We start from the raw sequence: 14,447 nt of genomic DNA, 5'->3' as shown, positions 1-14,447 counted from the left end.
CAACAAATACAAAGCTAGTCTACAAATCTTCCGCGTCTATTAATGCACACAGAAATTTCAACATCTCTAACGCGCGTTGTCCGTCGGTTTTAGGAAGCACTTGTTGAATTTCATCAATGATGAATAACTCAATGCACTTTTCTCGAACGAGTGTTTTGAATTGATGCAGCAACACACCCGCACGCGGCTTGCCTTTGGGCGGCGTTTGGCCAAGAGCAAGAATGAGTATGCAAAGCAGGTCATCGGGGGTTTTCTTTGACTCATCGAGTCGACAATAAAAGACTGGCGCTTTAAGCACCTCCGTGGTTTTGATTGTTGGAAACAGTGATAGATACTGTTTTACAGTGAATGTCTTTCCTTCACCGCTGCCGCCATATAGCAGCAGCGCTCGCTTGCCTGAAACGCGCTGATGTAGCTTATGCACAGCGTGAAGAAACTTCCACGCCTTGCGCAAACTGTCGTGAGGGACAAGTGAGGTCGGCATATCTTGTGTTGTTTTTACTACCATTGCGAATTATCTCGTCTCTTTCTGTTTTTCTTGGTTTTTTTGCTTTGAGTCCAATCGCTTGGTGGCCCTTCGTTTGCTTGCTGAGCCTCGCGCTGAGTAAGTGCAGTGTGGGCATCAGGGAGTGATGCAGATTGACTTTCACTTAAATGTGACTGCTCGACACGCGCTTCGGCGCTGAGTGACCGCGTATTGTTTTCTTCAAAACTGGCTGCTTTTGTGCCTGAACGCTTAGACTTGTTGCTGTACTTCGGTTTGCGCAGCTTATCTACATCGCCAACCAACTTGCCACGCGGTGGCTCAGCATAATCGCTGTAAATTCCAAATGACTTTGGTTTTAATCCAGCGAGCTCTTCGTATGATATACGTTCAGCATCGGGGTCTAAGTCGCGATTGTAAGCCAGCACTTCTTTGTGTGAATTTTCACCAGGTATAAGCGCGGTAACAGACACGGTTCTTGCGTCAAATGGGTTGTAGTGCACTGCGACCTTCGGGGCTTTGCCGCTACTTTTGTCTTTATATAAACTTATTTGCTGGAACAGCGACTTCAAATCAGGGCTGGCGAAATCGTGACCATGTAATCTTACTGAGCCGCGTTTATCGAGTCTGTTTGAGCCTTGCTTTACAAATACGTTGAAAGCCGGTGCCATGGCTTCATAATCAGGCAATGCTTGAAGAGACACATGGTGATGCGCGTGCATTGAGTCGTTCCACATCTCAGTTGGCGAGCGATTAGTTTGACCATGAGTCTTATTGCTGTACTCGACCAGGTACCGGTGTAACTGGTCTTTAAACTGACTGACAGTTAGTCGTGCTTCTTTTTGGAGATTAACACCCACATCGGCTGCGGTACGTTTTGCATAGTAACCAGGGATGCCAACATGTGCGTTCCCATTGCTGTCAAAAATTGTCCATCCTTTGAAAAACTGTTTACGCATCACGCTGAAGAAAGACTCGATAAAAGGTTTGGCTTGCGGTTTCAATGCAGGTGTGTAGATGAGCGAGCTTTTGAGTCGTTTTACAATTTCTCGGACAATATTATTGTTAAAGCCAGGGCCGTTATCCACCACGTAATTCACAGCATTACCTTGGCCTATCAACTGACTGTCTTTTAACAGCATATTTTGAAAGAGATTTACCACATTTTCTTTGTTTTCAGCTTCGCCAATCTCAACGACGACAGAGACTGGCAGTCGTGAATAACAGTCAATAGCGACCAGTAAACTCACTTTTTCAGTGGCTTTCCCAGTATCATCATCGATGAGGCACAGATTCAATGTGATGCGGTCCATTTCAACACGTTGCAACGCATAATTTTGTCGATATTTTCGTGTGAGAGTCAGTAAAAGCTGATTTCGTTGTGCTTCATTTGCCGACTCGTATTCATGGTCAAATGCTTTGAGTTCATCGATTCTTCGACGAAATGTTCGCTCGCTTGCAATGTGCGATGGTCGTCGCTCAAGCGGCATGCGTTCGATATGTTCGCAATAGGCTGTATAGTGCCCGCGCTTTTGCTCTGATTTTGACCCATTGAATGTATTTGATAAAAAGCTCAAAAGAACAGATTCTGAATAACTGTCGAGACGCACTTTGCAATCGCGCGATTTCGAGGCCAGTGCATCATCTTCTTTGAGTGATTGGACCCACGTTTTGTACCAGCGCGAGATGGTTGAGCGTCCTGGGTGGCCCTTGCCACCGAGCTGTGGATTGGCACTTTGAGTATCTGGATGGCGTTTTTCAACTTCCTTTATCAAGATGTTATAGGTCGATAGCGTCGTGTGATTAAGCCCACGCTCGGTCACGAGCTGATGCAGTGTGTGAATGTATTTAACACGTAAGTCACGCACACGAATTTGAGGTTCTGTCAGCGTGGGTCTGGGCGTGAAATCAAGCGCCGGCTGCAACTCACAGGATTGCAGTTTATTTTTGAACTCCTCCACCGATAGAGGTAGAGCCGAGGAGGGGTTATCATCTTCTTGGAGAATGACTTTATAGGGGTCTTCATAGAGTAAAGAGACCGAGCGCCCGTCGTCAAAGTTCAGTTTACCCCCAATCCCTATCCCGAACATGAGTCACCTCCGCGAGCTTTTTGATTAGCAGTTAAGATAGTTTCACTCGACAAGCAGTTGCGTAGGTCTGTGTTATACCAGGCGTCAATAATCAGCTTGTAAGCGAGTGATAGGGGCGCGTCATCTCTCTTTGCAAGCCAAGAAACGAGCTCACCGAGCGTTAGACTGTGCGGCAAATCACACAGTAGCAAATCATCCGGAATCACATCCGCAGCAATAAAGAGCATTTGCTCATAAGCCCGTGTGCAACCAAGGTTTATGTAACGCTCTGTGACCAACTCAATTGGGCGGCCTGTGGTTTTGACAGAGTAAGCAGAGAACTTTTTAAGCTTCTGTGCATGCTCAGCGTCAACGCGAGAAGACTGGTGTACTTCAATGTATTTGCCTCGGCCACTGTGATAGACAACCAAAAAGTCGGGCGTGTACGATAGCCCACCACATGACATGGTTTCAGGCTGGCTCGCATAGCTTTTAACGTTCGGGTCTAATTCCAAACCTCGCGCAAAGGCGGCTTCTAAAGCGCTCTCTAGCTTAACCGCACATTGATTCTTGGGAGAGTACATACGAATTATGTGACGCCCGCGATGTTTGTTTGCTTTATAATGAGTCATAGCAACCCCCTAAAAGCGCATCAATCCATTTCATTCTTGCTGTCTCTTTTTTCAAAATAGAACAGCGGGAACTTAACAATTTTTGCCTTTTCACTAAATTATGAGCCAGAGAATTTAATGGAAATTTTGGCTGTCGGAGGTTCTTTTTTTGTCTCGCAGCAGGGTAAATTGACGCAAAATGAGCGCGAATAGGAAGAAATGATGAGCGAAATAGCTCATAAAATTGGGACGATTGCATGGTCTGACCACCTTTCGATTACAGACGAAACAATCTGGATCTTACCTTACTCTTGTCGTTTCCAAATGTCACGAACAATTGGTTGAAAAATAACAAGCTTATGATTTTGTTGGTAAACACTTTGTTTTTTGAGCTTGTTACTGACGTTTTACCGGAATGCTATAGGCATAAATACGCTGATTTTGGGGGCGCCTACACCAAAAATGCGTTTTACAGCAATTATAAGTGCCGTTTTTGTGTGCCAAAAGGAGGGGATGGCTAAATACGTTTCATATTTCTTCATCAAAGAACAGAGATGCCTCTTATTCAGAACTCGATGAGATGAACCAGCGCAAATCATAATTATTGTGTTACATCAATTATGAGAGAAATAATTCGGGGTACTTTGAAAATCAGCTCTCGGTGGTTATGGCAAGTTCGCGACAGAATTCTATTGTGCAAAATCCTAAGTGAATGAGGACGATACGGCCTAGAGCATGAGGTACTATTTGTCAGTCCTAAAAAGAAGATAGATAAAAAGCTAACTTGTTTTTGCCCCAAGACGTGTTGACGTAATTACACTAAAGATCAGTTTTGATATCCCGACTTTACAATTTCCCTATATTAAATAAATGAGCAAGTTGCTCATATTTATCGTGAGGCCAATTTAAAAGTTTTTTAGCTAGCAAAAGGTTAACTGATTTGATAAAAATGTAGTAACCAGAAAGGTGAGCCGTTGTGTGGTAGAAATTGCGCGATTTGCGCACTATTAAAATATTAGTGCTTAAGGGTGGCTATGAATAGAAATCCTCCAATAGATGTAATTCGAAAGCTAAGAAACGAGGTTGGCTTTGGCTGTCCTATTGATGAGTGTGCTAACCCTTATTTAGAATGGCATCATTTCGATCCACCTTGGCATGTTGAAAAGCATCACAACCCAGAAGGAATGATCGCTCTTTGCACTACACACCACAAAAGGGCTGATGGTGGTGCATACACGAAAGAGCAGCTTATGGCCTTTAAGAATAATAAAGCCCATGCTGAAAAAGTTAGAGGTCAATTTGATTGGTTGCGAAACGACCTTTTAGCAGTCGTTGGGGAAACTGCTATTACGAGACACTTAAAGTGTTACAGATCGACGGTAATGACGTGGTCTGGTTCAACAGAGATGAAGATGGATATCTTCGATTAAACGTAAAAATGTTGAGTGTTTTAGCTGAAGAAAGGGCGATCATCGAAGATAATATATGGACCAATATTGGTAGCCCTTCGGATATGAACTCCCCACCACAAGGGAAGGAGCTTCGAATCGACTATGTAAATGGCGATCATTTGTTTGTCAAATTCATGGTTATGCAGACAGCCGAACAAGCATATAAAAAATATAAAAACGAACACCTTCTAAACTCAAGTGATGTGAAGTTTCCAATTACAGTTGTAGAGGTTAACTACAAAATAGGTGGTACAGGCATTGAGTTTAAGCCTTCAGGCACAAGCATTCAGACAAACAGCTTCAAAGGTGGTTTCATTTCACATTGCGGAGCGGGAATGGCAATAAGTACAGGCCTTGTTTTTCGGCAAAATCCATCATTATTGCCATACAAGCCTGAATCTAGGCTCAGCCCATGTCCTTGTGGTAGTGGTTTAAGGTTTAAGCATTGTCACGGTTTGCTGGTGTGAGCACTAACAAAACGCTGCTAAGGGCGTACCATACATTTGTCCAAAGGCGTGTTATAAATATAACTCGCCTTTGACCCACAATAAGTTAACGTAAATGCTCTAAGGGAGGCTTTTAGTAATAAGCAGCTCTTCATCCTTCCACCTAAATTACTGTTTCTATATCCATAACCATTGAATTTCTTCCATGGTCAGGAAAACGACCCAATGGGTTGTTTTTGTCGTGTCCAAATCTAGAGTAACGTAACCTAAATACTGGTAAGTACTTTCTAAATTTGCTATCAATGGTCATAGGACAAAAACAAGACAGGTTGCGGTAGAAAAAAGAACCAACCGCTCGATATTAAGTTGTTATAACCCTTTTCAAATGAGGTGCTCATGTCTAAAGGATTGGGTCAATGGAAAAATTCACTCAAGCCTGCTCAAATTGCAGAGGGGATGAATGCTGCCAACAAAAACGCCCGACGGTTAATCGAAGATGCAGAAATATTGTTTGATCTAAATCGCTTTCCTTCTGCATTATCTTTGTCGATTTTATCTATCGAGGAGTCGGGAAAAGTCAGTATTTTAAGGGAGCTAGCATTGGCTAAAAATGGAGAGCAAGTAAAAGAAGCATGGAAGGCTTATCGTTCACATACCAAAAAGAATATCATGTGGCTACTTCCTCATTTAGCTTCAAGTGGCGCAAACAAACTAGATGAGTTTAGATCCTTGTTTGATAAAAAGGCCGAACATCCATTACTCTTAGACAACCTTAAACAAATAGGTTTTTACACAGATTGTCTTGTAAAAGCTCATTGGTCAGTTCCTGAACAAATAATCGATAGAGATAATACTGAAGATATACTCAAAGTAGCCAAGTTGATGTGTAAAGATAGAGTTTATACTACGAAGGAAATAGAGCTTTGGGTAAAGCACATTAAACCAGTATGGAAGGGCTCAATGGGTTCAATGAAAACGGCTTTAAATAACTGGTTTGATGAAATGGTAAAAGAAAATCTTATCTTTGAAGGGCAGTATAGTTTTAAAGACTTTGTTGGGTAGCCAGCGGGTTATATCAAACGCTTAACCAAGGGACGCAAAACAGCAGGCTTGAGCTCCTTCGTCGCTAATTTTAGCCTGCTATTTTACGCCGGTTAAGCGAGGCATTATAAGCCTTTTTTTGAATATGGAGTTAAATTGAAGAAATCAACACATAAACTAATTATGAAACATCTATTTTCAAAGTATAAAGTTAAACATGGGAATGACGTTTCGTATATAGAGAACTATTCTTTTGGCTTTTTATGTCTAAGTGAGATTGAGGGCTTAAAAGAACAAGTAAATTCGGCAAATAAGCCTAATGAACTGTTAGAGGTTTTGACTGTTGGTGGTTATCTTAAAGAGTATAAAGTTCGTTATTACTTCACCGAAAAAGGTTTCAATGACGCTTGGAAAATTTCTGAACCTATCGGTTATTTTTTTACAAAACATTGGCAGTGGGCAATCGGAATTGTCGGCATTGGGTTACTTATTGCAACAGCGACAGCACTGAGTGGCTAAGGTGCTAGCAGGTTTATAACAAAGCATTTAAGACGGGTTCCCAACGCTTGGCACTTTCAGTTTGATTCAACTTAAGTGTTTACGGCACAATGGCTTAGGTCGGGTGGTAGGCGTTGCTTACCACTTAACGCAACGCTATAACGATCGGTGGAAAATGAAGAATAAGAAAACCTCCAAAAGCTCTTTGGTAGTAGGCTTGACTCCTGAAGGTTACAAAGTATCGGACCTAAGGATGACAAAACCAACGTTTCACTATGCCAAAGGTGGAAATGGATCCATGTTGGTGCAAGACATTGACACCATCAAACTTAATCGCTCGCGAAAAATTAGTTATTTTGTTCCCAACAACATTGGGATGCTGATGAGTGTCAGTGCAAAAGCTTCACGTCGCGCGAAAGAAATTTATGATCGTAAGTTCAAAAGTCCAACCTATGAATTAGATGTGACAAAACTGACTGGAGACAAAAAAGAAGCTATCGGTGCTATCTCTTCAGACGTTTATGATTATGTTGAAGAAATACAATCAGCAATTTTTTTGCCTATACAGCGTTAGAAGCTTTCGCTAATTTAAGCATTCCGCAGGATCATATTTATCAAGCCTCAAAAAACTCTAAAGGTATTACCGAGTCATACGATAAAGTTGCAATTGAACGCTGGCTTAGTCTGAAAACAAAAATTAAACATATACTTCCGAGTGTCTACAGTACAACAAACGTTGAAAAACAAAAATGGTGGGGACAGTTCGTAACCCTAGAAGAATATCGAAATGAGATTATCCATCAAAAATCTATTGGTGCTACAGAGTTCTACAAATCGTATTTCAAAGATTCAATCTTTAACATCATTAATTGTGTTGAAGCTGTAATTTCCTTTTTCTACGTGGCTCATCAGAATAACGGTAAAACCAACGAGGTTTGGCCATGGCTAAACGGACATGCTGATATTCCGTCAATAGAATTTGAACAGAGCCAATTTGAAGTTGTAGGAAATGCCCATCAAGGCTGGTAGAAATCGTTATAAAAAAGAGTTTAAGACGGATTCCCAACGCTTAGCATTTTTGGTTTGATTCAGCTTTAGTGTTTACGGCACAATGATTTAGGTAAAGTAGTCTGCGTTGCTCACCACTTAGCGTGGCGTTACCGAATAAATACTCTAACGTGTTTTTGTCCATTGACGAGTTATAAATATAACTCGTTTTGCCCCATTCTTTGTTTCGGCCTACTGAACACACACTTCACCAAAGGATTATTTGACTTACTTTTCGTAATAGCAGTAATGTGAGTATAGATACGGATTAACTTCATTATGCGACAAGGTACAAATGAGCATTGAAACTGCAATTGAAGCAATTAGTAAATTTCAAGGAGATTCTCTCACTAAAGTCTTTCTCGCTTGGAAGATGACATTATCGGCGCTAGCGCTGCTGACTCATTAGAGTATTGCTCTGAGAGAAAAATAGATGATGATTTTGTTGCTTCAGCCTTGGCTGTAAAGAAAGTTGCAGGACAGATCAATGTTATTATTCATGCCTCAGGAATATTGCACTCACTTAAAGATATTCTAAAAAAAGGGGAAGTTGTTCAAAGTGTTTCTTTAGGGGCGGGAAATACTGGTCGAAAATTTGATCTCGAAACAAACTTTCAAGTAGCTGAATTCAAGTTTATCGATTGGAAAGGTGGGGCTGAGTCAATACGGCAAAATGGGTTATTTAAAGATTTCTATGAACTTGCGGAATATGATACTGAAAAGGCAAAAAATATCTATGTTGTAGATACTCATTATCCACTGAAATTCTTGAATGGGAGACGAGCCTTAAATAGTGTGCTATCAAAGCAACCAACAATATACAAAGGTATATCAGATAAGTACGGTTCATCGATTAAAGTAGTCAGAGATTACTACGAGATACATAAAAGGTCTGTGAGGGTCATTGATATTTCTCCATATATCGGCCGCGTATGATAATAAATTAAGTTAAGCGGGTTTCGTGACAATGACTCGGTTCCGCTACTATATAAGTTAATTCATGTTTTATTAAATTAAAAAAGACAACTCGAATTACCCTTTTGACTTTTCAGTTCAATGCTCCACTGTTCCATAATATTGATGAAGGTCTTAAAGCCTACTAGAGAAAGTTTTCCGTCAGAAATAATCGTTCCTGGTTAGTAAAGGAAATACCAAGCTTTGATAGCTTAAAGATATTAATAAACCTAAATTATGCCTAATAAAGTAAGCAATAACTCATATATTGCCTACTTTATTGTGCATCATGATTGTTAGAACTTATAACTGAAGCCCACCGAAAATGTTTGTTGGTGAGGCATTCCCTCACGTTTCGTTTTGGTGTTACTTACATATATTTTGTGTCTTTATCTATAAAGACATCAGCCCCGAAACCATAGAAATCATCAAACAAACTTTTTCAGCACCATTTCATAGCTTTTCGTTAGTGATCATTTAGCCAAAGGCTTCTGTAACTAGAACTTCTAACATCGATAAATAATGGGTCTGCATTGGTGTTACTATTTAGTCAAAATCTCATCGTGCCTGAGATTCTCATTTTGAATGGCAATCGCCACGCCAAAAACTTGCTTTGCTAAATAGACTGGCGTACCTTAACACTGGTACGATGAGTCTATAAGAATAAAAAGGTCAAACGTGACGATTAAACAAGAATCGGTGTTTATTAAACTCGCCGAAAGCCAAACTTTACATTTACGTCGTATCAGTAAAACTGATGCGAAAGGCCCTGCGGTGTTTTTTATGCATGGCGCTGTTGAAAATGGCAAAATCTTTTATACCCACAGCAATAAAGGTTTAGCGCCATTTTTAGCTGAGCATGGTTATGTTTGCTATGTGGCAGATTTACGTGGTCGAGGTGAAAGTAAACCCGCGATCTCGAAACATGCAAAGTATGGTCAAACCGAGGCTATTTTAGAAGATATCCCTGCATTTTTAGATAAAATCAAACAGCTTGAAGGCGAGCCTGCTCGTTATTGGGTGGCACACTCATGGGGCGGGGTGTTAATGAACAGTGTGTTTGCCCGTTTTCCTGAGTTGATTGATGATGTTAAGGCCTGTGGCTATTTTGGTTCTAAACGGTCTTTGTATAACCATCATCCAAGCAAGTATTTTCAAGGTAATTTAATTTGGTATGGTTTAGCGCCATTAGTTGCCCGTAAGCATGGTTTTGTGCCGGCTAAAAAATTGAAATGGGGCAGTGATGATGAAACCCGTAAATCACATTATCAAAGTATGCAGTGGGCTAAGCGTAAACCTTGGGTCGATACTGACGATGGTTTTGATTACGCCAACGCATTAGCTGATAAGTCACTGCCGCCCATTATGCATGTGGCAGGTGTTAAAGATAAAGCCCTATGCCAGCCGATTGATATTGAAAAATTTATGGAAGAGTCGGGCACCGGCAAGCAAACGATGACCATTTATGGCCGTAAATTTGGCCATAAGGTCGATTATGATCACATTAATATGCTTACTCACCCACAGGCGCGTTTTGATCAGTTTGTTGACTTGTTGAACTGGTTTGAGACTCACGCATAAGTGTGTGCATTGCGTTCTCGTAGCGTTTGTATTTTTCTAATGCTTTATCACTTAACGGCTGTCTTACAGCCGTTTTGCTGAGCGTTGCCACCGGTTTTTTTGACTTATAAAAATCTAAAAACTGTGTGCTGTACTCAATTTCTAAGAACTTACACAGGGCTGTTAGTGTTTGTTCGCTGTCACTAATAAGTGCTTCATAGCTTAAATCAAAAACCGCCTCTGGCATCACGTTTTGCCAATGCTCCATTAACTGCTGATACAAATCAAAGTACTGTTTAAACTCTGGGAGTGAACAAAAATAAGGTTCGTTTTCAGCAAAATAGTTGCTAAACACCGACCAAGCAATTGCATCAAACTCGCGCTGCATATTAATAAACTTGGCACTAGGAAAAAGTAAGTAAATTAATCCGAGTGACTGATAGTTAGCAGGCAGCTTATTGATCATAAAGGGGCGCACAACTGGCGCTTGTTTTATTCGTTCAATATAAATATTGCGGGCATTGTTAATTAGCCCTTGGTTTAGCTCTGCTAAGCAATCTGGGTAGGGGAGTTGTGTTTGTTGTTCAAGGTATGCAACAACCTGATTACTGATACTGGCATCTTCGCCAAGGCTGGCAAAGTCATTGTGGCTTGCCAGCATTTGCTCTACCAGCGTTGAGCCACTTCTTGGCATGCCAATTATAAAAATGGGGGTAATTGTGCCTGTGAATGTTTTGTCTCTGGCATCAATTAGCTCAGCTGTATTTTGCTCTATGATGCGCTGATAAAAAGGCACTAAGTCACGGGTTTTAAACTGCGTGAGTTTTGTTTGTAGCTTATTAGCAAGGCTGAAGTAGTTAAAAGCTTGTTCTGTATCATTTAACTGATCATAGCTTTTACCAAGTGCATAATAACACACCATTTTTAAGCGCAGATTATTGGTTAAAGTTAAAAACTGGTGTAGCTCATTTATGTAATTTTGTTCGTTGTTAAAACGTCCAAACTGCACTAACTCAAATAAAATGTATGCTTTTACAGGGTAATTTCCCATACCAAGGGCATGTTTTAAAATATTGTAGGTTTTGTCTAACTCACCATAGGTTAAATAATGCTGGGCAAGATAGTAATGTGGCTCAGGGTTATGGCTGGCAATTGACTTTGCATATTCGAGTACGGTTAAGGCATCTTGTGGCGAATGCACGCCATTAAAAGCATCGGCAAGGGCATGGAGTGGTTCAAGCATGTGAGGTAGTCGTTCACAGGCTCTTTGTAGAAGGTAAACCGCTGCATCATAACGCTCTAAACGCAGGGCAATGCGGCCTAATCCAAATAACGCTTCGCCATTTTCAGGATCTGAATCGAGAATGGTTTTAAAATGAAATTCAGCCTCTTTAAGCTTGTTTTCATTCAGTAGTTGGTTCGCTTTTTCTAACAGCATAGGAATGGCGGGTTATTTGTTATTTTTATTTACTATAAAACGAAAAAGGCGAAATGTCTTTCGCCTTGAATAACTATAAATATCCAGAATAAATCCGGGGTATCAACTTTCTAGGCTGATTGCTCAACCTAGAAAGCGGTTCTATTTAGAAAGTATACGTAGCTTTCACGTAATAGAAGCCACCGTTGATACCGTACGGCGACGTTTCGTAGTATTTACCACCCCAGTTGTTGTTAGGGATGCCAGTACTGTCATAGAAATCAAGTTTCTCTGCTTCTTGGTCGAATAAGTTTGTAGCACCTACAGAGAAGCTAAGCTCTTCAGTTAGGAAGTAAGTTACTTCTGCATCAATCGTTACTGCTGCATCAGCTGTTTTAGCTGTTGCATCATAATCTACGTGAACGCCTTGGTATTCGCCATAGTAGTTAACACGTGTAAATGCAGAGAAGTTTTCCCACTGCTGTGCCCAGCTAAGCGTTGCACGGTGATTTGGTAAGTCATTTTCTAAACGGCTTACTTTAAACTCACCAGTAATGTCTGTTGACTTAGTTACTTCAGTGTCGTTCCAGTTGTACGCTAAGCTGAATGTTGAACTACCGCCTAGTAGGTCAGTTGAATAGTTAGCAACTGCATCAATACCTTGCGTTGTTGTATCGAAGTCATTCGTGAAGAAGCTTACTTGCGCTAAGTTTTGTACGTTTGGTACACCCGCTGCTTCAAGTGTGTCTTTATCAGCTTGGCTTAACTCAATTTTATCTGATTGACTGATACGGTCATCTACTTGGATGTTGTAATAGTCAACAGTGAAGAATAAGTCACCAATTGTCCAAACTGCACCAAATGTATAGCTTTGTGATTCTTCAGGTTCAAGCTCTGTACCACCTAATTGCACGGCAATTGGGTTTGTTGGTGGTAAAAGTGCTGAGTCAACAAGTACACCGCTGCTTAAGTTTGTTTGAACGTTACTTACGTTTGCTTGACCAACGGTTGGTGCACGGAAACCAGTACTGATTGAACCACGCACGTTTAGGTCTTCAGTTAAGTGGTATTGAGCCGTTAACTTGTAGTTTGTTGTTGAACCAAATGAATCATAATCTTCATAACGTAGTGCTAAGCCCATTAGGAAGTCTTCTGTGAATGGAGCTTCAACATCAACGTATGCTGCGTAGTTACGACGTGTGTATTCACCCGCATCAGATGGTTTAAAACCAGGGAAACCATTTGAGCCGATACCAAAACCTTGTTCAGTTAGTGGACCTGCAGTGAAAGACGCTTCGTCACCAGAAACAACTGTGAATGTTTCTTCGTGCCATTCTAGACCACCGGCAACGTTTACATCGTATGCTAAACCAAAATCAAACCCTTTTGATAAATCAGCGTTAAAGTTTTTCTCTAACTGTGAGTATTTACCTGGGCTGAAATCACGAGGGCTATCTGGACCTAATGACGCGTTGATTGTGTCATAGATGAAATAACGTGATTCGTTATAACCAACTGTACCACTTAAATCATAGTAAGCACCTTCAAGGAAACCAGATGTGATTTCACCTTTAGTACCAATTGTTAAAGCAGTATCTGTGATGTTACCACCGAAGTTAGGTGTAAAACCACCCGGTAAAATTTCGTTAAATGCGAAACAGTCAGGGTTGTTAGCAACACCATTGATGTAATCTGGGTTATCTAGAACATTGTCATCGATTAAGATGTTTGTCGGACAGTTACCGCTCATATCGCCAGTTAAATCACCAACAAGCAGTGTTTCGCCACCATCATTTGAATAAACACCTGGACGAGTGTGTGGGTTACGATAGTAGAAACCACCACGTACATCACGCTCTGAGTAGTTACCAAACATGTAGAATTGCGACGTGTTGCTTAAGTCTAAACCGATGTTACCGAAGATTGAGATATCATCATCAACTTCAGGTGCACCCCAAACTTGTGCTAAAGAAGAAACGTCTGGCACACCTGCAGCGTTAAGCGCTGCTGCATCAGGACGTTGCACTGAGCGGCTAGTTGCATCAGCGGTTTTATATTGGAAGCTTAAGTTAGCAAAGCCGCTGTCAGTAAATGGTAAACCTACGTTACCTGAAATTTGCGTTGTATCGCCATCGCCTTCGTAGTATTCGCCTTGGCGGATTTCAAATGAACCGCCTTCTGACGCGTCTTTTAATACAAAGTTCATTACACCTGCGATTGCATCAGAACCGTATTGTGCCGCAGCACCGTCACGAAGTACTTCTACTTGCTTTAAAGCAATACTTGGAATAACTGAGATATCAGCACCTTGAGCACCATCATTGATACCACCACCTAAGAAAGCGATAACAGATGCACGGTGACGACGTTTACCATTAACAAGTACTAATGTGCTGTCAGAAGGAAGACCACGTAAATTAGCAGGGCGAACAAGTGACGCTGCATCACTGATTGGGTTTTGGTGAACGTTAAAAGAAGGAACTGAGCCTTTTAAAAGCTCAAGCATATCAGTGTTGCCGCCTTTATCTAGCTCTTCACCACCGATGATATCAATCGGTACTGGTGAATCGCCGATTGAACGTGGTGCTGAACGAGTACCTACCACGGCAATTTTTTCTACATTTTTATTAACTTTAGTTTCTTCTGCTGCTTGCTCTGCAGCAACAACTGAACCCGACACAAACAGGCCTGCTGTTGTTGTCGCTAAAGCAAATTTAATTGCTTGTTGTAGCGCATTATTTTTGAATTTCATTCCGACTTCCCCAGTTAGAATATTTATGATTATGTCACCAAAGCTAATCAAAAACCTTGGTGTAAATCTTTTATACAGCCTGTAAATTTATTTTGCAAATTGTTAATGCGATGTTGT

At 41.0% G+C, this 14,447-nt stretch carries 12 protein-coding genes; 7 read left to right on the top strand and 5 right to left on the bottom strand.

The window, feature by feature from the left end; genetic code table 11:
* Nucleotides 1-19: 19 nt before the first annotated feature.
* The 3 genes from P4S60_RS18370 to P4S60_RS18360 are packed head-to-tail and all read right to left on the bottom strand — an operon-like array spanning nucleotide 20 to nucleotide 3,185.
* Complete coding sequence (locus tag P4S60_RS18370; RefSeq protein WP_337116985.1) at nucleotides 20-508, bottom strand: AAA family ATPase; 489 nt, start codon at nucleotides 506-508, stop codon at nucleotides 20-22.
* A complete protein-coding gene (locus P4S60_RS18365) occupies nucleotides 502-2,574 on the bottom strand; it encodes a hypothetical protein (RefSeq protein ID WP_337116984.1) in 2,073 nt (690 codons plus the stop codon). Before P4S60_RS18365 ends, P4S60_RS18370 begins: the two co-directional genes overlap by 7 nt.
* Nucleotides 2,562-3,185 (bottom strand): hypothetical protein, encoded by a 624-nt coding sequence (locus tag P4S60_RS18360; protein ID WP_337116983.1) that lies wholly within the window; start codon nucleotides 3,183-3,185, stop codon nucleotides 2,562-2,564. The genes P4S60_RS18365 and P4S60_RS18360 overlap by 13 nt, the downstream gene beginning before the upstream one ends.
* 1,013 nt (nucleotides 3,186-4,198) lie before the next feature.
* Here P4S60_RS18360 and P4S60_RS18355 point away from each other — a divergent pair.
* From P4S60_RS18355 to P4S60_RS18325, 7 genes are all read left to right on the top strand, one after another.
* The gene (locus P4S60_RS18355; protein WP_337116982.1) at nucleotides 4,199-4,594 is read left to right on the top strand and encodes a hypothetical protein; all 396 of its coding nucleotides are present in this window, start codon (nucleotides 4,199-4,201) and stop codon (nucleotides 4,592-4,594) included.
* The gene (locus P4S60_RS18350; RefSeq protein ID WP_337116981.1) at nucleotides 4,528-5,082 is read left to right on the top strand and encodes a YecA family protein; all 555 of its coding nucleotides are present in this window, start codon (nucleotides 4,528-4,530) and stop codon (nucleotides 5,080-5,082) included. Before P4S60_RS18355 ends, P4S60_RS18350 begins: the two co-directional genes overlap by 67 nt.
* Before the next feature lie 375 nt (nucleotides 5,083-5,457).
* Nucleotides 5,458-6,123, top strand: coding sequence for an AbiV family abortive infection protein (locus P4S60_RS18345; protein WP_337116980.1), 666 nt, complete (start codon nucleotides 5,458-5,460; stop codon nucleotides 6,121-6,123).
* 135 nt (nucleotides 6,124-6,258) lie between these two features.
* The gene (locus tag P4S60_RS18340) at nucleotides 6,259-6,621 is read left to right on the top strand and encodes a hypothetical protein (protein ID WP_251600042.1); all 363 of its coding nucleotides are present in this window, start codon (nucleotides 6,259-6,261) and stop codon (nucleotides 6,619-6,621) included.
* 154 nt (nucleotides 6,622-6,775) lie between these two features.
* Nucleotides 6,776-7,174, top strand: coding sequence for a hypothetical protein (locus P4S60_RS18335; RefSeq protein ID WP_337116979.1), 399 nt, complete (start codon nucleotides 6,776-6,778; stop codon nucleotides 7,172-7,174).
* Nucleotides 7,175-8,013: 839 nt separating this feature from the next.
* On the top strand, nucleotides 8,014-8,583 hold the full coding sequence (locus P4S60_RS18330) for a hypothetical protein (RefSeq protein ID WP_337116978.1): 570 nt from the start codon (nucleotides 8,014-8,016) through the stop codon (nucleotides 8,581-8,583).
* Between the two features lie 696 nt (nucleotides 8,584-9,279).
* A complete protein-coding gene (locus P4S60_RS18325; protein WP_337116977.1) occupies nucleotides 9,280-10,182 on the top strand; it encodes an alpha/beta fold hydrolase in 903 nt (300 codons plus the stop codon).
* Here P4S60_RS18325 and P4S60_RS18320 read toward each other — a convergent pair.
* Together P4S60_RS18320 and P4S60_RS18315 are read right to left on the bottom strand one after the other, a co-directional pair.
* The gene (locus tag P4S60_RS18320) at nucleotides 10,115-11,599 is read right to left on the bottom strand and encodes a tetratricopeptide repeat-containing sulfotransferase family protein (RefSeq protein ID WP_337116976.1); all 1,485 of its coding nucleotides are present in this window, start codon (nucleotides 11,597-11,599) and stop codon (nucleotides 10,115-10,117) included. The genes P4S60_RS18325 and P4S60_RS18320 overlap by 68 nt on opposite strands.
* Nucleotides 11,600-11,744: 145 nt before the next feature.
* The gene (locus tag P4S60_RS18315; RefSeq protein WP_337116975.1) at nucleotides 11,745-14,330 is read right to left on the bottom strand and encodes a TonB-dependent receptor plug domain-containing protein; all 2,586 of its coding nucleotides are present in this window, start codon (nucleotides 14,328-14,330) and stop codon (nucleotides 11,745-11,747) included.
* Nucleotides 14,331-14,447 lie beyond the last annotated feature (117 nt).

This window comes from Pseudoalteromonas sp. Hal040 (genome assembly GCF_037162425.1).
Lineage (GTDB): Bacteria > Pseudomonadota > Gammaproteobacteria > Enterobacterales > Alteromonadaceae > Pseudoalteromonas > Pseudoalteromonas gelatinilytica.
Note: the sequence above shows the minus strand (reverse complement) of the source record. Positions and strands in the feature narration are given on the sequence as shown.